Origin of the sequence: Phocaeicola coprophilus DSM 18228 = JCM 13818, assembly GCF_000157915.1 — a bacterium.
GTDB classification, from domain to species: domain Bacteria; phylum Bacteroidota; class Bacteroidia; order Bacteroidales; family Bacteroidaceae; genus Phocaeicola; species Phocaeicola coprophilus.
This window is the reverse complement of record NZ_EQ973634.1, coordinates 23,706-46,230: the sequence shown is the minus strand read 5'-3', so window position 1 is coordinate 46,230 and position 22,525 is coordinate 23,706. Positions and strand designations below refer to the sequence as shown.

The 22,525-nt window shown below is 50.5% G+C and carries 23 protein-coding genes; 5 read left to right on the top strand and 18 right to left on the bottom strand.

Annotated elements, in window-relative coordinates:
- Positions 1 to 8: 8 nt before the first annotated feature.
- The 12 genes from BACCOPRO_RS04325 to BACCOPRO_RS04265 form a co-directional block, all read right to left on the bottom strand.
- Positions 9 to 1,058: a hypothetical protein gene (locus BACCOPRO_RS04325; protein ID WP_155819069.1), complete on the bottom strand. Its 1,050-nt coding sequence runs from the start codon at positions 1,056 to 1,058 to the stop codon at positions 9 to 11.
- A 10-nt stretch (positions 1,059 to 1,068) separates the two neighbouring features.
- Complete coding sequence (locus tag BACCOPRO_RS04320) at positions 1,069 to 2,064, bottom strand: fimbrillin family protein (RefSeq protein ID WP_008141296.1); 996 nt, start codon at positions 2,062 to 2,064, stop codon at positions 1,069 to 1,071.
- Positions 2,065 to 2,140: 76 nt separating this feature from the next.
- Positions 2,141 to 3,193: a fimbrillin family protein gene (locus tag BACCOPRO_RS04315; protein WP_008141294.1), complete on the bottom strand. Its 1,053-nt coding sequence runs from the start codon at positions 3,191 to 3,193 to the stop codon at positions 2,141 to 2,143.
- A 49-nt stretch (positions 3,194 to 3,242) separates the two neighbouring features.
- Complete coding sequence (locus BACCOPRO_RS04310) at positions 3,243 to 4,394, bottom strand: DUF5119 domain-containing protein (protein ID WP_050765271.1); 1,152 nt, start codon at positions 4,392 to 4,394, stop codon at positions 3,243 to 3,245.
- Positions 4,370 to 5,644, bottom strand: coding sequence for a DUF3575 domain-containing protein (locus BACCOPRO_RS04305; RefSeq protein ID WP_050765270.1), 1,275 nt, complete (start codon positions 5,642 to 5,644; stop codon positions 4,370 to 4,372). The genes BACCOPRO_RS04310 and BACCOPRO_RS04305 overlap by 25 nt, the downstream gene beginning before the upstream one ends.
- An 87-nt stretch (positions 5,645 to 5,731) precedes the next feature.
- Positions 5,732 to 6,832 (bottom strand): helix-turn-helix domain-containing protein, encoded by a 1,101-nt coding sequence (locus BACCOPRO_RS04300; RefSeq protein ID WP_008141287.1) that lies wholly within the window; start codon positions 6,830 to 6,832, stop codon positions 5,732 to 5,734.
- A gap of 363 nt (positions 6,833 to 7,195) precedes the next feature.
- Entirely contained in the window at positions 7,196 to 7,618 is a 423-nt protein-coding gene (locus tag BACCOPRO_RS04290; protein ID WP_081446913.1) for an arsenate reductase ArsC, read from the bottom strand.
- 23 nt (positions 7,619 to 7,641) lie between these two features.
- A complete protein-coding gene (locus BACCOPRO_RS04285) occupies positions 7,642 to 8,610 on the bottom strand; it encodes a permease (protein WP_008141282.1) in 969 nt (322 codons plus the stop codon).
- A gap of 16 nt (positions 8,611 to 8,626) precedes the next feature.
- Positions 8,627 to 8,860 (bottom strand): thioredoxin family protein, encoded by a 234-nt coding sequence (locus BACCOPRO_RS04280; RefSeq protein ID WP_008141280.1) that lies wholly within the window; start codon positions 8,858 to 8,860, stop codon positions 8,627 to 8,629.
- Between the two features lie 33 nt (positions 8,861 to 8,893).
- Positions 8,894 to 9,601 carry an aromatic aminobenezylarsenical efflux permease ArsG family transporter gene (locus BACCOPRO_RS04275; protein ID WP_008141277.1) on the bottom strand — a complete coding sequence of 236 codons (708 nt, stop codon included), beginning with the start codon at positions 9,599 to 9,601 and terminating at the stop codon, positions 8,894 to 8,896.
- Between the two features lie 14 nt (positions 9,602 to 9,615).
- On the bottom strand, positions 9,616 to 10,023 hold the full coding sequence (locus BACCOPRO_RS17125; RefSeq protein ID WP_008141276.1) for a hypothetical protein: 408 nt from the start codon (positions 10,021 to 10,023) through the stop codon (positions 9,616 to 9,618).
- 81 nt (positions 10,024 to 10,104) lie between these two features.
- A complete protein-coding gene (locus BACCOPRO_RS04265) occupies positions 10,105 to 10,431 on the bottom strand; it encodes an ArsR/SmtB family transcription factor (protein WP_040311165.1) in 327 nt (108 codons plus the stop codon).
- 154 nt (positions 10,432 to 10,585) lie between these two features.
- Here BACCOPRO_RS04265 and BACCOPRO_RS04260 point away from each other — a divergent pair, with 154 nt between their 5' ends.
- Both BACCOPRO_RS04260 and yfcE read left to right on the top strand, forming a co-directional pair.
- Positions 10,586 to 11,443, top strand: a complete 858-nt coding sequence (locus BACCOPRO_RS04260) for a family 16 glycosylhydrolase (protein ID WP_162231581.1) — start codon at positions 10,586 to 10,588, stop codon at positions 11,441 to 11,443.
- An 18-nt stretch (positions 11,444 to 11,461) separates the two neighbouring features.
- Positions 11,462 to 12,007, top strand: a complete 546-nt coding sequence (gene yfcE, locus BACCOPRO_RS04255; RefSeq protein ID WP_008141273.1) for a phosphodiesterase — start codon at positions 11,462 to 11,464, stop codon at positions 12,005 to 12,007.
- A 19-nt stretch (positions 12,008 to 12,026) separates the two neighbouring features.
- On the opposite strand, the gene BACCOPRO_RS04250 is transcribed toward yfcE, so the two are convergent.
- From BACCOPRO_RS04250 to BACCOPRO_RS04240, 3 genes are all read right to left on the bottom strand, one after another.
- The gene (locus BACCOPRO_RS04250) at positions 12,027 to 13,508 is read right to left on the bottom strand and encodes a DUF3943 domain-containing protein (RefSeq protein ID WP_008141272.1); all 1,482 of its coding nucleotides are present in this window, start codon (positions 13,506 to 13,508) and stop codon (positions 12,027 to 12,029) included.
- 476 nt (positions 13,509 to 13,984) lie between these two features.
- Positions 13,985 to 14,740, bottom strand: coding sequence for a LytR/AlgR family response regulator transcription factor (locus tag BACCOPRO_RS04245; RefSeq protein ID WP_008141270.1), 756 nt, complete (start codon positions 14,738 to 14,740; stop codon positions 13,985 to 13,987).
- A 4-nt stretch (positions 14,741 to 14,744) separates the two neighbouring features.
- Entirely contained in the window at positions 14,745 to 16,769 is a 2,025-nt protein-coding gene (locus BACCOPRO_RS04240; RefSeq protein WP_008141269.1) for a tetratricopeptide repeat-containing sensor histidine kinase, read from the bottom strand.
- Positions 16,770 to 16,897: 128 nt separating this feature from the next.
- On the opposite strand from BACCOPRO_RS04240, the gene BACCOPRO_RS04235 reads away from it, so the two are divergent.
- Complete coding sequence (locus BACCOPRO_RS04235; protein WP_040311164.1) at positions 16,898 to 17,779, top strand: aldose 1-epimerase family protein; 882 nt, start codon at positions 16,898 to 16,900, stop codon at positions 17,777 to 17,779.
- Between the two features lie 94 nt (positions 17,780 to 17,873).
- Here the strand turns inward: BACCOPRO_RS04235 and BACCOPRO_RS04230 are convergent, their stop codons facing one another.
- A complete protein-coding gene (locus BACCOPRO_RS04230) occupies positions 17,874 to 18,779 on the bottom strand; it encodes a DMT family transporter (protein ID WP_008141266.1) in 906 nt (301 codons plus the stop codon).
- 105 nt (positions 18,780 to 18,884) lie between these two features.
- Here BACCOPRO_RS04230 and BACCOPRO_RS04225 point away from each other — a divergent pair, with 105 nt between their 5' ends.
- On the top strand, positions 18,885 to 20,150 hold the full coding sequence (locus BACCOPRO_RS04225; RefSeq protein WP_008141265.1) for a putative DNA modification/repair radical SAM protein: 1,266 nt from the start codon (positions 18,885 to 18,887) through the stop codon (positions 20,148 to 20,150).
- Between the two features lie 18 nt (positions 20,151 to 20,168).
- Positions 20,169 to 20,936: a TIGR03915 family putative DNA repair protein gene (locus BACCOPRO_RS04220; RefSeq protein ID WP_008141264.1), complete on the top strand. Its 768-nt coding sequence runs from the start codon at positions 20,169 to 20,171 to the stop codon at positions 20,934 to 20,936.
- Here BACCOPRO_RS04220 and truA read toward each other — a convergent pair.
- Together truA and BACCOPRO_RS04210 are read right to left on the bottom strand one after the other, a co-directional pair.
- Positions 20,933 to 21,682 (bottom strand): tRNA pseudouridine(38-40) synthase TruA, encoded by a 750-nt coding sequence (gene truA, locus BACCOPRO_RS04215; protein WP_008141262.1) that lies wholly within the window; start codon positions 21,680 to 21,682, stop codon positions 20,933 to 20,935. The two genes, BACCOPRO_RS04220 and truA, sit on opposite strands and share 4 nt — an antisense overlap.
- A 2-nt stretch (positions 21,683 to 21,684) precedes the next feature.
- Positions 21,685 to 22,359 carry a DUF5715 family protein gene (locus tag BACCOPRO_RS04210; protein ID WP_008141261.1) on the bottom strand — a complete coding sequence of 225 codons (675 nt, stop codon included), beginning with the start codon at positions 22,357 to 22,359 and terminating at the stop codon, positions 21,685 to 21,687.
- Positions 22,360 to 22,525: the final 166 nt, after the last annotated feature.

The following is a 22,525-nucleotide window of genomic DNA, read 5'->3' as shown; positions in this document are numbered from 1 at the left end:
CACCGGTATTATTCAAAATCAGGAACTGTAATTGTTCTTTCTGTCCATTCAACCACTTCAAAGTCAATATTCACATGCGTTGCTCCGCTAAGCGTAACATTGATATTGATCTGCTTGTTGCGGGGAATCGAGTTATAGGGCTTTCCATCCGAGTCAAGAAAAGCCATCTTCGGATATTCACCGTGTTCGGTTTTAAAACCAATGGTGTAAGGAGAAGCTTCCACATCGCTGGTCCTGGCAAATGAGGGATAAAAATAGCATATCAGCACTTCGCTTTCATTGGGAGCTATCGGATAGTCTACCGACTGATCATATACCTGTTCTTTATATGTCTGATCAGGTACATCCAGAGCTCCTTCTCTGAACAGATAAAAGCTGTTGCCGAAAAACGCTCCGAATGAAACCTCTGTTACCTTGATTGATTCAGAAAAATCGTTTTGAATCTGCATACATATCTTCGAGACGCAACGCTCCAGAGCAACATCTATTGTCATATCCTTGCTGACTGTCAGATTCTTGTTCATCCAGCTCATGGGAAGGCCTTTCTTTTTCTCAGCAGCCAGAAGTTCCGAGCCTCTTATGGGGAAATACCGGTTACCGGTATCTGTGATCAGCACCTTGCGTGAACCATTGACATCCACCACCTGCTTCTGCAAATTGGCTATATCGCTATAATCCTGTCCGATACTCGCCTCGTTGGCTATGACATAAAGCTGCGCAACTCCGACCGGTACATTCTCTATGACCAGTCTCGCGTCCGAGTCTACATCTTTAAACAGCCGGTTGATGGTGGTTGATTTATTGGTACCCGCTTGCGAAAGCAGAATGACCCGCAAGGTATAAATCTGACTCTCCAGCAATTGCAATTCATCCTCGTAACCAGGAGATATACTGCGTGTTCCGGCATCCGGCTGAGGGAGCTGCAGATAAATGGTCGTTGTACGTTCCTCAGTGATATCCTGCGGATCGGTACCCGTACAGGCCTGGCAGAGCAGCACCGCCATCACCAGCAGGCTGTAACGCAACACATGTTTCATATCATACATATCTCTGTTCATAGCTATCATATTAAGGTGCAGCAGTTTCACCGCCCCACGATACATTGGCATCTTCTACCGACCAGTCTGTGATCTTCACATCCAGCGTTATTTGTGTTAAACCGTCCATTTCCATCAGTTCACCAGTCAGGGTAGCCTTATATTCATAGCGCTGCCCCATTTTCCACTCACCGTCCGTTGTAGCAAGCGGTGAAGTAAAGCGTTTGACCACCGTCATAGTGGTGCTTCCCGTATCCTCATCGATTATCTCACGGATAGTAACGGTAAAGGTGACATTCACCCCCGTATTACTTTGAGGAATAACCAGGGCAGGAGCAGAAGTGACAGATAATTTGTTTGCTACCGTCAGCGGAGCGGCTGCCGGATAGAGGGTAATTGCTCCCGGATTCAGATTCGTCCATGGAGATGGCTCCGTACTGCTGTTGTAATTTCCTTTCACCCGGATCGAAAAAGAGATGTCAGTTACCTCTGCCGCATAACCACCGGTCAGCTGATTATCAAAGACGAAGGATATATGAGAAAGCAGGTGACTGAAAGTCAGTTCCACCGGATTTTGGTTGGCAATAATCTCATCAGCCTTGATATCTGGTGCCGATGCCGTCATCAGATCGACAGCCGCATCGCCCGTAGCGGAACAGTCAAAATTGCTGACGGAAACCGTTCCATCACCAGCCACGGTGAGTGTAGCCCCAGCCGGCAATTCAGCCGGATATACCGCATGGAAATTATACGTCTTCCCCGGCACCCAATATTCCGTACCCGTGTAAGTACATCCGGAAGCTGTTTTTGTCACCTCCCTGTCGTCGAAAACATTGTTGCCGTTGTACCCGCCCCACACCTTGAAAAGGCTGCCGTCGGGCAAAGTAGTCCCTGTCACAGCCGCACGCGTTTCGGTCTGCACACTGAAACCGACAGGTACAGACGGATCAGCAGCAGGCTCGTCGGAAGAGGAACAGGCTCCCAGCACAAAAACAAGCGGAACAATCCGGGCATATAACTTTTTCATATCTTCTCCTTGAGATTAAATGGCTGCATGAAAATGGATTTCTCCGGGCGGGAATGCCGCCCGGAGAAAAGGGGGATTATGGATTAGCAGTATTCGTCAAATCGTCACTAGCTCCTGGAGTTGTACTATCCAGCCAGTCACTAACAGTAGTTACAGTAAACTTAATAGGAAACATATTCGTCATTTCAGACGGAGTAAGCTTTATGTTATACTGATAACGGTATCCTTTTACCCATTCTTCAGGAATTCCTGAAGCGGATTCAGCCAACAGTGAAGCTGTTGTAAATGCCTTCCTTGCAACTTCTGAATTATATTTATCATATATTGTTGCTGTAAATGCTGCTGTAATATCACTGCTATAACTTTGAGGAATTACGAAATTCGCATCTGATTTTGTTTGTGTATCAAAAGCAAACGCAGTTCCAGTACCAACTGTATATCCTTTAGATGCAGAAGTTGTTGGTTCACCCCATGAATTATTCGAACTGGTATAAGTAGCCGTATTATTCACAGAAAAAGTTAAACCTTCAATCTTTATCTTATAACCAGCAGGAAAATCTTCTCCTACAAACTGGAAACTAACCTGTGAAAGCAAGTGGTTGAATGTAAGGGGAACAACATTAGGTTGTGCCGATATTGTAGCATTTGTTTGAACTTCGGCAGGAGTTGCCAATATCAAATCTTTGCCACCTGCTTCATAATCTGTAATAGTAATATTTCCATCCGTTCCAAAAGAGATATCGGATTCTATCTTAGAATTTCCATCAGAATAGGCTGCAAATTTATAATCCTTATTAAGAGCCCAATATTGAACATCGGTAGGCCCTACATTTGTAAAACTTGAATTCGAAACTACAACTTCTGCATTTTCATATACAACATTACTATAATTAGCTCCATTCTTATCTCCGTAACGGCCAAACACATAAAAATTGGTTAAACGTTTTTGTACCCCACTTTCTGTTCCATCCGGTTTAATAATCTCCGTCACCGCCCGAGTCGGTTTTCCTACGAACGATGAGAACCCGATTGCCTGCGGTTCAGGTTGCTCCATTACTTCTTCCAATGAGCAGCTTGCCATTGAAACGGTTACAGCCATTGCTGCCAGCCAAAACTTATTCTTTTTCATATGTCTTAATAATTAGTTAGTTTATATATAGATCGCTTATTTCTCGCTTTTACAAGGGAAGTTCCACTTCTTCGGAGTTTCCCCAGTCATTCACTCCCACTTCAAATCCGCCGGAATGGTTGCCTTCTCCTTCTTCGGGAGTGACCGTCAGTCCCTTAATGAGCAACACTCCGCCACGGGGCTGCTCACGCATGCGATCGGTCACATCCACCTCAAAGGTCTTTGTCTGACCGCTCTTCAGGGCTACTTCCAGCGTCAGGATATTGCGGGTCTGCTCGTCGGCCCGTGGACGTCCGTTCTGCAACAGGTTGCCCGGATTTTCCACCCCGTCCGGCGTATAATAATGACCGTTGGGATGTTCATCAGTAGGAACCGGATCGAAGTTGCACAGTCCGAATGAACGCACCACTGCCTCTACCCCGTAATCACTCACTTCAGCATCTTCATACAACACCGTAACCACGTCATCAAGCGTGCGGCGATTGCTCAGATTCACCGTACCTGCCATACCCGACAGAGCTCCGCGTGCCTCGTTGATATATTCCTTGCCATCCTCAAACTCACAGCGTATGATGTAACTGAACACCACCGGATGCATGGCAACATCAATCTCTATAATCCGTTCTTCTTCACCGTCCTCCCATTCTTCCAGCTCACGGATATGAAATTCTTCCGAGTAACTGGAAAACAGGTAGTCCGGGGGATTTACCGTCGATTCAGCCGGATTGTTCTCCGAATAAGGGCTGCGGGAACGGCTGCGGGTGGTAGCCGTCAAGGTCGACACCAGATCTTCCGTCTCAAAAACAATATACTCCGTATCGTTGTTATGAAGCAGGGCCGTATAAACTCCCGGCTGCAACGTCACTCTTCCTCCTCCCGACGGCAGATTGAATATCTGGCGGTATCCCTCTTCCCGGGTCTCGGTGACCAGTCGCACTCCTTCGGGTTCGGGAGGTGTCACCTTGCTCCAGTCCATGATCCATTCGGGGTTCCATTCTGTTTCCCAGTCAATCAGGTATTCAATGTTCCACTCCAGATGCCAGTTTACCTGAAGGATCAGCGTAGAGGATGAGTCATGCCCCATATACAAATCCTTATGCTTGCAGCCAGCCAGTGCCTGCAGCATCAGTAAAAGGGAATATAGTATCACTTTCTTGCCCATATCGCTTCGTCCTTTCAGTTTCTGTCTCCAATATGCCACACCAGAGATATTTCAGCCTTGGTGGGACCTACCCAGTTCATTTTCTTGGTCAGCTGCCACACGTACCGCCCGTCTATCGGCAGATATTCCTTGCATTTCCCGTGAAACACTCCCACTCCGAGCGTAAAGTCCAGATTCAGGTTCCGGGCCACGGGCAGGGAATAGCCGTAAGAGATTCCTCCGCCATATCCCCAGTCGTCGACCATGTATCCGCGTCCGCCCAGTTCAAAGTCAAACGTACCGGTCTGGGCATATACTCCTACGTGATGACCGGAACGGTGATAGCCGTAACCGTCTTTCCCCAGCCAGTAGCGTGCCTCCACATCTCCCCCGTAAACGCGCCAGTAATAATGGCGGCGATCGGTTTTCCACCAGGCATACATCCAGTTGAGGGCTACCGACCATCTTTCCCTGAAGAAAAACTCCAGTCCGATATTAGGAACAAGCGCGGCGTCATAAAGCAGATTGGTTTTCACGGCAAAGGGAGGCAGGCGGAAACGTTTCTTTTCCGCAGATGCAGACAGATCCGGCTGGATCAGATGAGTGCCGGCAGACAGAGGGTTCAGAGTCAGTTGAGTGCCGACAGACAGGGCATGAACCGGCTCAACCGGTGCCAGGTCGTGCACGGAAGCATATACAGTAACGGAAACAGCCCGGAGTTTATATAAATGATGATCTGCCAGATAGGCATAAGCCTGCCTGAATCTCTTGATCTGACGCTCTTTCTCGTCGGCCGGATAATCCGTATCGACGATGGCAAGCAGTTCCTTGCGGGCAGGCTGGTCCGGATCTCCATCCAGAATATTGCGGAAAGCTACCCAGTCTTCACCTCTGGACTCCAGAATCCAGCATGCTTCGGGCAGGCCTGAATACAGGCTCCGCAAATGATGATACACATGCTGCCCACGTTCCGCTGAAAGGCGGTAATTATAGCTGTTGCGACCGTCGGGGGATGCCGAAGAAACAATGACCACAGAGTCGATCATCACCCCGGATACAGACAAAAGCCGGCCAAGCCCTGTCTCAATCTGGTCAAGAACCGCATCGTTGGAGCAGTAAGCCGTATCAACAGTATGACTGTCGATATTGAATAAAAGAGTGTACGACTGATCGGTCTGACGAATAACAGTCTGTTGTGCCAATAAAGACCCTGCACATCCAAACAACATCGCCAGAAGTATCAGACCGGAAAAAAGACTTCCGGGTAACCGATACAAAAGCCCTCTCATTTCCTTCAAACCGTAAGTCACCAGCTTATTTTTTTACAACTGCAAAATAAGTTGGAAATTCTCTCCACAACGTTTCATTTTTACAAAACATTGTGTCAAAAATGCAAATTATTCGGTCTGGAGGGTATGATAGGCCATACGGCTGCGCAAATAATCGGTAGGCGAAACACCCACATATTTCTTGAAACAGCGCAGAGCGGTTTCACGTGAACGGAACCCGACATAGAAAAATGTATCCTGCACACTGACTACCGAACCAGCATCGGCCAGCTTCAGAAATTCTGCAATCCGTTTCCGGTTGATCATGTCTGCAAAATTTTTGTACCCGTCATCCTGAATGGCTTTCGACAGATAACTGCGGTTGGTATTCAGTTCCTGAGCCAGATACGGCAGATCAATGTCAGGATTCCTCCAGATCTGATCATCATCCATCAGACGACGCAGACGCTCAATCAGGGGATCAGTCGGTTCGACATCTGCAACCAGGTCAGGAAGAACATCTGACTTGTCTGATTCTTGTTGAGGATCCTCAGTACAACGGACCTCAAAACGGATAAAGAGTTCCCGGTAGGTTACGGTTACCGCCACTGCCATACATACCAGCAAATGAATGGAACTGACCCATGCCAGTCCTGTCAGCATAAACAGAACAAAACAGACAGAGATGAGCTGTATTTTGACAGAATAAAGAACGATCCAGCTGTGATACACCGTACTTTTCATCCAGTTATAGGGAATATAATACAGGAAAACAGCATAAAAAGAAACTCCCAGAATCAGTGCTGCCAGCCTGAACCACACATTAAACTCTCCTATGTATGTCCAGATATCAGCGAAAGAAGTTAATTCCCTGGCATAAGGCTTCATAAACCAGAGGATTACTCCTAAAACCAGACCGGGCATCAGGAAAAGCAACATGTTCCTCCGGGTAAGCCATCCGTTGCCAATAGCTTCCAGCGGATATAAATAAAGGAATACAATCGCCCAAAGGCCACCGCCCATGTTTGTAACAGGAAGAACCTGGTTTACAATAGGCTGATCAAATGCTGGAGCCAGCAAACGACAAAGAAAGGCAAGTCCGGCAAACAACCAGACCCAGGCTAAAAAAAGACGGGAGCGGTCTCCACTGCGACGACGCATGAAAAGCACTCCACTACTTAACAAAAAAGTCAGTGAAGCCCAGCTCAAAAGAATCTTCAATCCAACCATCGTTTTATTTTAAGTTCCGTGCTTATTTTTTTACTTTGAATTTAAACTATCAAAGGGCTTTTTTCCCTATAATGATACTTAAACCGGATGCAAAGGTAAGAAAAAAATACTGCCTCTTTTTTTGCTTTTTACAATATTTAACTATAAGTAAAATGAATTTATTCAGTGATACAACGACCGCACGATGCAGCCCGATTGACCGCATAATTCCTGCGCAACGAAGGCATAATCCAGCCCGATTGACCGCATAAATTCCGCGCAAAGGCAGCATAAGATCCGCGCAAGAGCCTGTAATCAAACGGTCCGCACGGTACACCTGTTCGGGTGCATCATGCGGACCGGTAATTTTCCTCTGAATAATCTTTACTTTCTGCAAAGTTCCGAGAGATAAAAACTATGGAAACGCTCATGGATCTCATCGCGTACGCGGCGGAACTCAGCCTCGATAAACTCGGGCGTTCCTGTGGCATGCGAAGGGTCATCGAAACCGATATGCAGGCGCTTGCCTACCTTCCCCGTAAACGCCGGACAGCTCTCGTTGGCTCCTCCGCACACGGTAATGACATAATCCCACGCCTGATCCAGATAGGTACGGACACTGACCGGAGTATGGCTGCTGATGTCGATCCCTGCTTCCTTCATCACTTCCACGGCCTTGGGATTGACCTGTGCGGCCGGTTCCGTTCCGCCGGAATACACCTCCAGCGAGGCGTCAAACGATTGCAGGAAACCATGAGCCATCTGGCTGCGGCAACTGTTTCCCGTGCAAAGTATCAAAATTTTCATAACGCTATAAGTCTTGTAAAGGGTTATAATATGAAATTGAACAGATAGCCCGACAGGATGATGAAAAAGGCTACCGTACCGAAAAAGATCCCGATAAGACGCCAGGTCATCACCTTCTTGAGCAATGTGGCTTCGGGCAGTGACAGTCCCACCACCGCCATCATAAAGGCGATTGCCGTACCCATCGGAATCCCTTTGGCTACAAACACCTCGATGACGGGCACGATACCGGCTGCATTGGCATACATCGGTACGGCCAGGAGAACCGACAGGGGAACGGCCAGCCAGTTGTCCTTCGACATGTACTGCTCAAAAAATCCTTCGGGCACAAAGCCGTGCATGAAGGCTCCGATACCGATACCGATCAGGATATACACCAGTACGCCGCGGACAATCCGCCAGGCATCACGGACAATGGCAGGCAGCCGGCGGATAAAGGTGGTGTGATCTTTCTCCCACTCATCTGCCTGAGCCGACGAGTGTGCCTGAATCTGTTTCACCCAGTCGCTGAGATAAGGGGCCAGCCTCATCCGTCCCAGCACGAAACCGCCGATCACTCCCAGCAGAATGCCGCTGACGACATAGATAAGAGTCACTTTCAGTCCGAACGATCCGAGGAACATGGCCACCGCCACTTCGTTGACCAGCGGCGAGGTGATCAGAAAGGCAAAGGTCACTCCCAGGGGAATCCCTCCTTTCACAAACCCGATGAACAGCGGAATGGACGAGCAGGAGCAGAACGGGGTGATGGCTCCGAACAGAGCCGCCAGCAGATACTGCAACCCGTACATCCGGTGCGTAACCAGATAGTTGCGCAACCGTTTGATCGAAAAATAGGCATTGACAATGCCCATCAGTACACTGATGAAGAACAACAGGATCAGAATCTTGACCGTGTCGTAGAAGAAAAAGTTCACAGCCGTGCCCAGGGAAGTTCCGGCACTCAGCCCGAAAATCCCATAGACCAGCCAGTCTGCAAAATCTTGTATCATGTCACTACCTGCGTTTTCAGATTCCCAGAAGTTTCTTTACGTCACTTTCCGTGGGCACCTGTCCTTTCATCTTCACCACTTCATCCACGACTACGGCAGGAGTGGTCATGATGTTATACTTCATCATTTCCATCAGATCGTCCACCTTGGTCAGTTTCACGTCCAGGTTGTTTTCCCTGATCACTTTCTCAATCACCTGATAGGTTGTCTTGCATCTGCTGCAACCCGGTCCCAATACTTTAATTTCCATCTTTCCAAAAATTTAATCAGTTATTAATCTTGTTTATACATACATTATCCAACAATAATAGATGCCGACGAGAATAAATACGACTCCCACAAGGAGATTCATCCACTTCTGCACCTTCTGCATCTTGCCGTAGAAACTGCCCATCTGCTGCACACTGAAAGCCAGTAGCCAGGCAACGGCAAGCACCGGTATCGCCGTGGCTACGGCAAATACGGCCGGCAACAGATAACCGGCTGTCACGGAAGCCGACAGAGGGATCAGCATACCGAAATAGAACACACCGCTTGTGGGACAGAAAGCCAGGGCAAACAGAACCCCTATCAGCAAGGCTCCCCAGCCCCCTCTCTTCGCCAGTCCTTCCGCATTACCGCTGAACCCGAACTGGGGCAGGTTCAGTCTGTCGCCCACGAGCATGAACAGTCCGATGACCAGGAGCAGCGGCCCCAATGCCAGTTCACCCCATGTACCAACCACCTTCTGGATGCCGAACATACTGGATCCCTCTTTCAGGATCAGGATCAGCACCACACCGAGCAGGGTGTAAGCCAGAATACGTCCCAGCGTATAGAGCAGACCGTTGCGGAAAATCTTCCGCCGGTCCTCAATGTCCTTACCGATAAACCCCACCGCTGCAATGTTCGTGGCCAGCGGACAGGGAGAAAGAGCCGTAAGCAAGCCCAGCAGAAACGCAGTCAGAAGAGGCGTGGAACTGTTGTCCAGCCATGTCTGTAACCAATCCATACGCTTCCCCGTACTTACTTCAGCATTCCGCTGACCGTTTTCACCAATCCGGCTTTGAACGTATCAGGCGACTTGCGGGCATTGCCGAAAGCAAACTCCTTCTCCAGCACCTCACGCGTATTGCGCTCAATGGCTATGCAGGTGGCACAGCGCTGTTTCCCGTGAAAACAAAGCACCTCCACACAGTCACCGGCTGCTACATTCTGTCCGGCACAGGTTCCCTGACCTTTGCAGGCACCCTGCCCCGAACAGGTACTTCCGCCGGTACAGGTTCCCTGACCTTTGCAGGCATCTCCTCCCGCGCAAGTGCTTCCGCCGGCACAGGCACATACCCGATCTTCAGATCCGGATTTTTCCTTTCCACCGCTTCCACAAGAAACCAGAAGCAGGCAGACCAGTCCTAAAGACCATACATTCTTCATACGTTTATCTAAATTTTATGATTAACAATTCACCTTATTAGTAATTCGCCAAACTACGAACATACAGCATAAAAAAGGGGCTTAACGGCAGCACCCTTCTTTCTTGCAGAGAGGCTGACCGAAGAAATCAGCAAACATCCGTCTGGCGATTTCCCAGTTCTCTCTGTTGATGCAGTATTTCACTTTCGGAGCTTCAATCTCCCCCTGAATCAGTCCGGCATCCTTCAGTTCTTTCAGATGCTGCGAAACGGTAGCCTTGGCTATGGGCAGTTCCTCGTGGATATCGCCGAAGAAACAGCTTTCCTGACGGGCCAGAAACTGAAGGATAGCCATGCGCGCCGGATGTCCCATTGCCTTGGCAAAGCGGGCCATCCGCTCCTGCTCTTCCGAATACTTCTTTTGGATCATCTTTCTTTTCTCTTTTTGTTTGTTGTTCGCAAAACTACGAATAATATTTCTGACTGCAAAAGAAATCTCGCCGAAACTGAGTTTATTAATTATTATTTGTACTTTTGTTCGATTAGTCAAACATATACACATACAGCATCAAAAAGAAATGATCATGAAGAAAAATCTGCTTTTACTGCCAACTTTTGCAATGGCATTATTCTGTGCCTGCACAGAAAACGTGAACCAACAGGAAAGTACCTGGCCACAGCCCTGCATGGAAGGAAACAGCGGAAACTGGGTTTACAACACCCAGATCAGCGATGAATTTGAAGCTCCCTTCGATACAGCCAAATGGTACGACCACAACCCGACCTGGCTGGGTAGACAACCGTCGCTGTTCCGTAAGGAAAACGTGCGTGTGGAAAACGGACAGCTGATCCTGACCGGAAAGCGCGAGAATGTGGCCGATGCTCCGGAAGGCTACCATACCTTTACTACGGCTGCGGTACAAAGCAAGAAAAAGGTACTCTACGGCTTCTTTGAAATCAAATGCAAGCCGATGAACTCTGCCCTGTCGAGTGCATTCTGGCTGTACACCCAGGATTCCATCAAACAGGAAGAAATTGACATTTTTGAGATCTGCGGACGCAACGATGCGGCTCCTTCTTATGAAAAAATTTATTTCGCTACTTCGCATTACATCCTCAAGAAACAGAACCTGCAGATCAGTGATCACGTGGAACACCTGACAGAAGGCCGCTGGGCTGACCAGTGGATCACAGCCGGACTGAAATGGACACGTGATGAACTGGTGTGGTACGTCAACGGAAAAGAAATACGCCACCGGAAAAACGATTTCTGGCATTCACCTGAAACCATCAATTTCGACAGCGAAGCCTTCCCGAGCTGGTGGGGACTGCCTTCCGACCAGGATAACGGAGGAGAATTCCAGATCGAGTATTTCCGCTACTGGACCGAAAAAGACCAGCCGTCACTGCAGACCGTTTACATCAATGACATGAAAGAATAACTTTAATAAAGATTATATATGAAATACCTGATCGTATCCGATATCCACGGATCCCTGCCTGCTCTGGAAAAAGTGCTGGCTTTCTACCGCGAACAACAGTGTGACCTGCTCTGCATTCTGGGCGATATCCTGAACTACGGGCCGCGCAACGGTCTTCCCGAAGGACTCGACCCGAAAGGCATTGCCGAACGGCTGAACGCAATGGCCGGAGAAATCGTTGCTATACGCGGAAACTGCGACTCGGAAGTGGACCAGATGCTGCTGGACTTCCCGATCCTTTCCGACTATACGCTCGTGGTAGACAACGGCAAACGTCTCTTCCTGACCCACGGACACATTTACAACGAAGAAAAACGTCCCAAGGCTGTCACCGACTGCTTTTTCTACGGACATACGCATCTCTGGAAACTGGAACGTCAGGCAGACGGCGTGGTCTGCAACACGGGTTCGGTGACCTTCCCCAAGGGAGGAAACGTACCGACCTTTGCCACTTACGAAAACGGAACCGTCACGGTGTACCGTCTTGACGGTGAACCGCTGGCCAGTCTCACGCTGGATAAATAAAGACCACAAAGGGTACCGGTTACAACCGGTACCCTACTTTCAGCATCAGATCGTACGTGGAATAGTCCACGTCATCATAATATCTGTAATTCGTCTTCCGGTTAAAGAAACGGTTGGAAAGAACAACACTCCACTGCTTCCCGAACTGGTAAGCCAGCTGGACGGAAGCGACCGTCAGTCGCGCATTGCTTCTGTCTCCCTGTACATTCAGCGCATTCGGATCGTCTACCGTACTCCAGTCCAGATCCGGATCATACCCCTTCCAGGTAAATATATGATAATTCTCCAGATTCAGCAGCAGAGCAAACCGCCTGTTGCAGATCCATCCTACTCCTCCCTTGATGCTGTATCCGCTTCCCAGGTTATAATCCCTCTTGCCCAGCTTCATGTAGTCTGAAAGACTGGCTCCCAATGCCACTCCGTTGGCATACAGTTCTCCAAAGAACATGGTCTTCTTTCCCGGTTCCGGATTCTTGTAATAGATGGTGCCCAGGCCGACAGCAGCAGCTTCCGAGATACGGTAAGGCGCAACAAGCCGGTCATTCTTCTCATTGATATCCGAGTTGTAATAATCAAAATGCTGGAAGACTCCCATCATCAGTGAACGGTTTTTCCGCTGCCATACATTCTTTCCCCACAAGGCACCGATGGCATTCACCTGACTGATAAGCGGCTGGTTGATCACATCCAGTCCCATTTTGAAACGGAACCATTCATAGGGTGTATAATGTTCATCATCAAAAGGATTTCCGTAATTCAGGGCCATGTCCACATGCAGACTGGAAGATCCCTTCCTGGACTTCTCCTCATCGGCCAGAAAACGGGGACCGAGACTGACTACAAAATTGACCGGAACGTTCGAATAGCTGCGCCCCTTATAACTTCGCCGTTTCCAGGCCTCCCCCGTGATCAGCCGGTTAATGGCCCGCATCGGCGAGATGATTCCAGCAAGCAGTTCCCGCCCGGCACGTTCCCATCCGCTGGTACGGTTGTCAATGAACAGATCGGACACCCGGAAAGTTATCTCTCCCAGTGCAACCCCTCCGAAAGTAGTGGCCAGCATATCATTGGGAGACGGTGCCTCTGTTTCCATGAAAAATTCCCACATCAGGCTTCCGCCGGCTGCATAGGGAATGGACTGCCAGAAATTCAGTCCGTTGCTGCGTGCGGCATTAAAATACAGCCCGCCATGATAAGGATGGGAAAACAAATTGGTGGTAAACTGATCACTGTCCCACATCAGCCCGCGTCTGAAATTGTTCCTGATCGTTTTCCCGTTGATCCGGGCCCAGCTTTCATTGACGATAAAGCGGTCGAATGCCCAGACAGCCAGGTTAGTTCCAATCACCTCACCCGCCGCCCGCAATGGTTTCGGCTTCCAGATTGTAACGGAATCACTGACATAATAACGGGATTCCACCTGAGGCAGATACTCCTGAGCGTAACTGTTTCTGAAGAAAAAAGCAGCAAGGAGCAGAAGCAGTAAATATCTGATTTTCATGTATCGGAAATTTGTTTTTCACAAATATCCGGAAAAATCCTGTCCTTTCAAAGGTCAGAATCTCTAAAAAAATATGCCAAAAAGTATTTGTCTTCAGAAAAAAGAGGCCACCCGCAAATGCGAGTGACCTCCCTCAACCAAAAAAATGTTTATTGTATAAAATAAGCACCCCTATATCACATAGAGGAAAGATTCGCTTCACAGCGAATATAAAGTAAGTCAAATAGATATAAAAAAGGCCGTTTCCACTTCCATAGCTCAAAAACAGAGACAGACAAGACCAAAGCTATTTCCATCAGAAACGACCTCGTTGCAAAAGTAAGCAATCCCTTATAAAGCCGCAATATTTTTTTGACAAAGAATGGATAAAACAGACCAAATCAATAACTATCCGGTCAAATTTATAAACTAAGTGGTCGTTTTTCACTACCAGGCAAAAAAACAACCGCTTCGGTATCCAATCATCAGCATCCGGCTTAAAGCTGATAAAACCGATCCATCATTTCCTTCCTGTACTTCTTGGAAACCAGCAGTTCATCACATCCGTCGAAGGGCGGATACATGATACAGCGGTTGTCCTGAACCATCACCAGATAATTCATGTTCACGATATATGACTGGTGTACCTGCACAAACGACTTGTCATAAATACAAAGCTGTTCGGCCGTCGTATTCCGCTTCAGGGGCAGGAAAGTTCCGTCCGACAATGCCACTTCCCACAGCTTCCGCCCCGACAGATAACGGAAATAACCGATCTCCGAAGCATGCAGGAAACGCAGGTCACCCGTAGGAGTCACCATCATAAACGGTTTCTCTGCCGTAGGTACAGGCAGCTGCGCCTTGACCGCCTCCACCTCCTTTCCCCGTTCTTCCAGACGCCGGATCACGACTTCCAGTTCCTGCGAATCCACCGGTTTCAGCAGAAAATCGAAGGCATAAGCACGGAAGGCGTCAATCATATATTTGTTATAGGCTGTATAGAACACGACCTCCATGTTCACTCCCAGTTTCTTCCGGGCACGGGTAACCAGTTCCATGCCCAGCATATCGGGCAGTTCCACATCCTGAAACACCAGGTCAGGGCGTACCTTTTCGATCAGTTTCAGCCCTGCCGCTCCATTGTGTGCCACCCCTTCCACTACAATCTGTCCGTATGGCTTCAAGGCCAGACAGAGATTGTCGATGGCACTCTCTTCGTCATCTATAATTACTGTTCGATAAATCTTATTCATAGTGTTATTTGGTTAATCGGTAAGAATAATGCAAAGGAATGGTGAAACGCACTTCACATCCTGTTTCTCCGTCTTCCACCGGCACATTGCTGATGGTCATGACAATAGACTGCCGGTTGTATGAATTGAGCAGCTGAATAGTCTGGGTAATCACCTTCATTCCGGTTCCCGTTCCCCGGTTCACACTCTGCCGGCGATAGCCTCCTCCGTTGTCGCACACCGTGGCTACGACTCTCTCTCCTTCCTGCATCACCCTGATCCACAGTCTGCGTTTGCCTTCCTTCAGGCGGAGAGCATGCTTGATGGCATTCTCCACCGGAATCTGAAGCAGCATGGAAGGCACACGTACCACATTCAGATCGACATCACCCGTTGATACTTCAAATCGGAACTCCTCTCCCAGCGACTTTTGCTCCAGACTGACGTACGTATGGACAAAATCCAGTTCATCAGCCAGAGTCACGGCCAGACTGTCTGTCAGTTCCAGGTTACGCCGCATCAGCTTGATCAGTCCCATCAGGTTCGTGTTGTCCGGGTTTTCCTTCCGTTCGCTCACTTCCCGGTTGAGCACATTAAAGATGAAATGTGGCGAAATCCGGTTACGGATATTCTCCAGACGCAGGGAAGTAATGGCCGTCTGCAGTTTCCAGCGTTCCTTGTCGATCTTTCTCCGGCGATACAGATACAGAGCCAGTGCAGCCGTACCCAGCAGCAAAATGCAGCCCACAAGTCCATAAAGCCACTGATGCAGATGAAGCAGCTGGTTTTCCTTCTGCTGAATGGAAATTTCCTTCTGCATCAGCGTACTGTCCTGACGGTATTTCAGTGCAATCTCCGCGGCACGCATCTTCACACGCTCACTGCGGATCGAGTCATCAATCCGCTTGTTCTCCTGCAAATAATGGTAAGCCTTCCGGAAATCCCCGCTCTCTTCATAAAAATGCTGCAGATAGCGGTTCCGGACATTCACCATGTTGGGTTCCACATAATCGGGTTTCACGGCATTTTTCAGGCGCATCCGTGCCAGTGGCAGGTTCTTCTGCTTCAGTGCCAGTTCAATCAACTGCGTATCAATGTAATACAAGGCAGTCTGATTATTCACCCGGCGGAAAAAGTCATAACAACGGCTCAGATAATAGGCAGAAGAGTCCGTCTGGTTCATCAGCAGAAAGACCTCACCCATATTGATCATGGTCAGATTCCGTTCAAACTCCATGTCGGGATATTTCCGGGTCAGCGCCAGCGAACGGCGGAAATACCCCAGTGCCGTCGGATAATCCTGACGGAAATAATACGAGTTGCCCCGGTTGTTCAGATACACATGCTTCTCATACGGACGCATCTGGTCAAACGAACGTTCGGCCAGATTGAAATAATAGTCACAACGGTCAAAGTTACGCAGTTCCATGCTTACCTGAGCCAGTCCGTAATAAACCGGGAAACGGTCTTTTTCAGCTACCTGAAGCGAATCAAACATAGACAGCGTGCGTCTGTACCAGAAAGATCCGAGGTCAAAACGGCCGCCGCGCACATACGCATCAGCCAGATTGATGCAGATATAAGGAAGCTTCTCACGCTCTCCGGCAGCCAGTCCACAGGCGTAGGCTTTCTCAAAAGCCTTTGCCGACAAATCCATTTCCGACTTCCGTCCGTACAGGTTTCCCTCCATATTATAAATCTGGCAATACAATCCCTGGATGGCAGCATTGTCGTCGCTGCGGTCGCAATATGCCCGCACACAGTCCATCAATGGTACCATCGAATCAAATTCAGCCGTATAAAACAGTGCTTTCGCCTTCAGCAGCATGTTCCGGTAATAACTCATGCTGTCCGGAGCCGAAGCCAGTGCACTGTCCAGCCTGTTGTATATTCCGGCAGGATCTTTTGTCAGAGAATCCTCCATTTCCCGCATGAATGCCTCATAAACTCCCAAATTCCTGCCCTTCCTGTCTTGTCCGGCCCTGGAACATCCGACTATCCCCGCCAGGGTCAGTAATATAATCCAGCCGGACCAATGGCGATATTTCATTTTCACATTTTTAGGTTTCCGCACAAAAATATATATTTTCAGCAGATAAGCCCAAAAAAAAATCTCTTACCTTTGAGGCCATAAACCAAGCTTCTTGAAAAATCAAGAGAAATAAAACAATAAATCTGATGAAAATACTTTCGAATGACAAAATTACGGTCCAGATCACAGACCACGGAGCAGAGCTGGCCAGCATCATGGCCAACGGAAATGAATATTTATGGCAAGGCGACATACGCTTCTGGGGACGCCGCTCACCGGTGTTGTTCCCCATCGTCGGACGGTTATGGAACAACCAGTACAACCATGAGGGGGAAACCTACGAACTGGGACAGCACGGATTCGCACGCGACTGTGAGTTCCAGCTGACCTACGAGGAAGAAAATTCTCTGGTATTCAGTCTGGAGAGCAACGAAGATACCCTGAAACTCTATCCCTTCCCCTTCATCCTGCAAATCGGATACCGCCTGCGGGACAACCGCCTTCAGGTGATCTGGAATGTGGAAAACACCGGCGACCGCGAAATGCATTTCCAGATCGGAGGCCATCCGGCTTTCTACTACCGCGACCTCGATCTGAACACCAAGCAGCGGGGATTCCTCGACTTCGGACAGAAGCACCTCCTGCTTCATTACCTCACTCCGGCAGAAAAGGGCTGCGTGAAGCCTGAACATCAGGAGCTCCGCCTGCCCGACGGCATCATGGAACTCACCAGCGACAGCTTCGGATGCGACACCTATATCTTCGACAACAGCCAGCTCCGGAAAATGACTTTGCTCGACCGCAACCGGAAGCCTTACCTCAGCCTGGAGTTCAACACGCCTCTCGCTGCTGTCTGGTCGCCCAGTGCCGTCCACCCCGACGTGCCTTTCGTATGTCTGGAACCGTGGTACGGACGCTGCGACACCGTAGGCTACCGCGGCGAACTGAAAGACCGTGAATGGATCCAGCATCTGGCTCCCGGAAAGAGCTTCACCGGCGGCTATACCATCGTGCTGGAAGATTTATAATCCGTCCTGACCGGCGCAACAGGCCCGGATACAATGATCCCTCTGTTCCCATACTGACACTTACAGCATCAGAACCGGAACAGAGGGATTATTTTTAACCCAGTACGCTTCCCAGATAGAGGAAGAACATACCGATCAGAACCAGAAGCAGGTCAATAGCCTTGCTCCGCAGATTCTTCTCGCGGAAAATCATCGCACCGAACAGGAAAGACACGATCACGCTTCCCCGGCGTACCATCGACACAATGGAAATCATGGACCCGTCCATGCTCAGGGCATAGAAATAGATAAAGTCCGCTGCCGACAGAAACACGGAAATCAGCGAAATGCACCAGTTCCAGTGGAAAGGCGTACTCGTCTTGCGTTTGGGCCACCACAGGAACATCAGCACCCCGCCCATCAGGAAAAACTGATAGATGTTATACCACGACTGGATCACCATGTTGTTGAACTGCTTCATCAGGTACTTGTCGTACAGCCCGCTTGCCGCACCCAGCACCGCCGCCAGCACAATAAAGGCAATCCATTTGTTGTGGGTGAAATCAATCCCCTCCTTCTTGCCCGAACGACTCAGCAGGAAAAACGATCCGATGGCCAGCAGCACACCGATCCACTGATACACGTTCAGCCGCTCGCCGAAAATCAGCAAGGCTCCCACCAGCGTCATCACCGGACGGGTAGCATTGATCGGTCCCACAATGGTCAGCGGCAGATGCTTCATGCCGAAATAGCCGAACGTCCACGACGACAGCACGATCAGCGACTTCACCAGGATAAACTTGTGCACCTCCCAGCCCGCATCAGGCACATAAAACAGGGTATGCTGCAACCATTCCGGACGGAAATGAGAAATCAGGATAAACGGCAGGAAGATCAGACTCGAAAACAGGGTGTTCAGTCCCAGCACGGGAAGCACCGCATTGCCTGCCAGCGATTTTTTCTTGAATACGTCATAAAAGCCCAGCAACGCCGCTGAGCAGAAAGCCAGTAATAACCACATAAATTTGTCTCGTTGAATAACCGGCCGCAAAGGTACGACAAAATCCCCAAAGATTTTGCACAAGTCGCAAACTCTCTCTACCTTTGATCAAAAATACACAGCAAGATGAACGAACAGGTGATCCAGAAACTGAAGATACTGACCGAATCGGCCAAATACGACGTTTCCTGCGCTTCCAGCGGAACCGTGCGCCGGAACAGCCGCAAAGACGGTCTCGGCAACACCGTGGGAGGATGGGGCATCTGCCACAGTTTCTCCGAAGACGGACGCTGCATTTCCCTGCTCAAAATCATGCTCACCAACTATTGCATCTACGACTGTGCCTATTGCATCAACCGTGTCAGCAACGACATTCCCCGGGCCACTCTCTCGGTCTCCGAACTCGTGGATCTCACCATCGAGTTCTACCGCCGCAACTACATCGAAGGACTCTTCCTCAGCTCCGGCGTGGTACGCAATCCCGACTACACCATGGAACGCCTGGTACGCGTGGCCAAAGACCTGCGCGAGGTACACCGCTTCAACGGATATATCCACCTCAAGAGCATTCCCGGAGCCAGCGAGGAACTGGTGCGCCAGGCCGGACGCTATGCCGACCGCCTCAGTGTCAATCTGGAAATCCCTACGGAAAAGAATCTCAAGCTGCTGGCTCCCGAGAAAGACCACCAGAGCGTCTACAAGCCGATGCTGTATATCCAGCAGGGCGCCCTCGAAAGTGCCGAGGAACGGAAGAAACACCGCCATGCCCCCCGCTTTGCCCCCGCCGGACAAAGCACCCAGATGATCGTGGGCGCCACTTCCGAAACCGACCGCGACATCCTCAACGTGTCGTCGGCCCTCTACCAGCGCCCCACCATGAAGCGTGTCTACTACTCCGGATACATCTCCGTCAACACCTACGACAAGCGGCTGCCTGCCCTGAAACAGCCGCCCCTGGTGCGCGAGAACCGCCTCTATCAGGCCGACTGGCTCCTGCGCTTCTATCAGTTCCGGGTGGATGAACTCGTGGACGATGCCTCCCCCGACCTCGATCTGGAAGTCGATCCCAAACTGGCCTGGGCCCTCCGTCATCCGGAATTCTTTCCCGTAAACATCCTGACGGCCGACTACGAAGCCCTGCTGCGCGTCCCCGGCATCGGAGTGCGCTCGGCACGTCTCATCGTCCTTTCGCGCCGCTTCTCCCGCATCGGCCTCTACGACCTCAAGCGCATGGGAGCCGTGGTCAAGAAAGCCCGCTATTTCATCACCTGCCACGAACTGCCCGACAAGACCATCCTCGATCTCGGGCCCGCAGGTGTACGCAAGCTGCTCCTTCCCCGTCCGGCCCGCAAGACCGACGACCGTCAGCTGAGTTTCGATTTCCAGGATTAACCCCTAACCCGTCCGCCCATGACCGTCTTCCTCTACGACCATACCTTCGAAGGACTGCTCACCGCCCTGTTCGATGCCTACGCCCGCAAGACCTTTCCCGAAGCCCTGCTCACCGCCGGCGAGCCCCTTCCCCTGTTCTGCGACGAGGTACATACCCTCGTGACCGATCCCGAAAAGTCCGAACGCGTCTGGAAAGCTCTCCGCAAAAAACTCTCCGCCGCCGGGCTTGCTTCCGTCACCGGCTGCTGGCTCTCCGAACTGCCCGAAGCCCCCATGCTGCTGATGCGCTACCTCCGCAAGGTATTCGACTCTCCCCGGAACATCGAAACCCACTATGCCGATCCCGATGTCCTGGCCGTCTGGCAACTCGGCCGCAAAGTCAGTGGCGAACGCATGCGCGTCCTCCAGTTCATGCGCTTCCAGAAAACCGCCGACGGCACCTACTTCGGCATCATGGAACCCCTCTACAACGTGCTCTCGCTTACGGTACGCCATTTCCGCGACCGCTTTGCCGACCAGCCCTGGATCATCTACGATGCCCGCCGGCGCTTCGGCTACTATTACGACCGCACTGATGTCAGCGAGATCACCTTCAGCGATCCTGCCCAGCAACCCCTTACCGACGGCATCCTCCGCGAAGACCAGCTCGATGAAAAAGAAAAACTCTTCCAGGATCTCTGGAAGAGCTATTTCAAAACGGTATGTATCAGGGAACGCCTGAACCCCGTCAAGCACCGCAAGGATATGCCGGTGCGTTATTGGAAATACCTGACCGAAAAACGCTAGAGGAACAGATCGTCCGGATAACTCACATCCGTGAGATACAGTGCATGTCCCGGCACCGACGTACCGGCACTGCAGCGGTTCTTCTCCTCGATCACCCGGCGGAACCCGTCCACGGTCAGCTTGCCGCGGCCCACCTCCACCAGTGTTCCTACCACAGCCCGCACCATGTTGCGCAGGAAACGGTCAGCCCGGATGGTAAACACCCATTCCCCGTCCCCCGTCTGCTCCCAGCGGGCCAGCATGATCCGGCAGTTGTTCGTCTTCACGTCCGTATGCAGCTTGCTGAAACTCGTGAAGTCCGTATAGTCAAACAGCGTCTGTGCCGCCTCGTTCATCCGTTCGAAATCCAGCGGCTGGAAGATGCGCCACGAATACCCCCTGCGGAACGGATCCTTCCGCGTGTGGATATAATATTTGTACGTGCGCGAAGTTGCGTCAAAGCGCGCGTGCGCCTCCGGTTTCACCCGCCGCACCCCGTACACCGCAATGTCCGGCGGCAGCAGCCGGTTCAGCTTGTCCGTCACCACCTCCCCGTCCAGCTCCGTGTCAAAGTCAAAGTGAGCCACCATCAGCCGCGCATGCACACCGGCATCCGTACGTCCGGCTCCCACCACTTCAATCTCCCGGCGCAGGAAGGTAGAAAGCGCCTTCATCAGCGTTTCCTGCACACTCGCTCCGTTCGGCTGGATCTGCCAGCCGTGGTAATTCGTTCCGTCGAACGACAAATAGATGAAATACCGGAACATACTCAACGCGCCGTTATGTGGAAACAACCCTGTTTCAGTTCATACTTCACATAGCAGCGGTCCGCCTTCCGCAGGTCACGCAGCACCTCCGACAACACCAGCTTCAGCGTGTCGGCACTCACGTCCTGCATCGGCCGTCCGTCCGGATCCTCCACCTTCTCAAACCGTTTCCAGCTGATATCAAAAGTCGTTCCGTAGAAATGACACGAGTTCATCGACGCATTCCCGTTGGTTCTCCGCAGACGCTTCACATCCTCCTTCGTACGGGTCACCGACGTCACGATCACCCGGTTCGGATTCAGCCCCTTGCAGGCCAGTGAATCCAGGAAGTTCGCCCCGATGGTGTCCAGCAGCTCACTCGCCTTCGGCACCAGATACGGAATAGAGTGCGTCAGCGAATCCATTCCGTACAGTTCACACGGACCGATCTCGTCCAGCCGGTCTCCCAGATTCCGGGCTTCTTCCCGCGAAGCAATCGGCCGGATACCAATTGCCTTGGCCGACTTCAGCTGCACGTCGTTCAGATCCCCGAACGAACGTCTGTAGCTCACCACTCCGCGAATATTGCGCGGCTCGTTCATTTTCATCGACATATCCTTTTTCTCGCCACAGCCCGCCAGCACACTTCCGGCAGTCAGGGCAAGCACACAACATACCTCCCAAAAACCTCTTTTCATGCTTATTCAGTTTGCTCGTCTAATTTTCATTTACTCATTTTCAGCAGGCAAAGATAGCGAGAACTTACGAAAAGATCAAATAAAACGGAACATGCTGTGACCTCCGGCTGAGAGCAGCAAGAATCAGTAAGCATTTTTCTCACCATGAACGGCATTCGCCACGGTC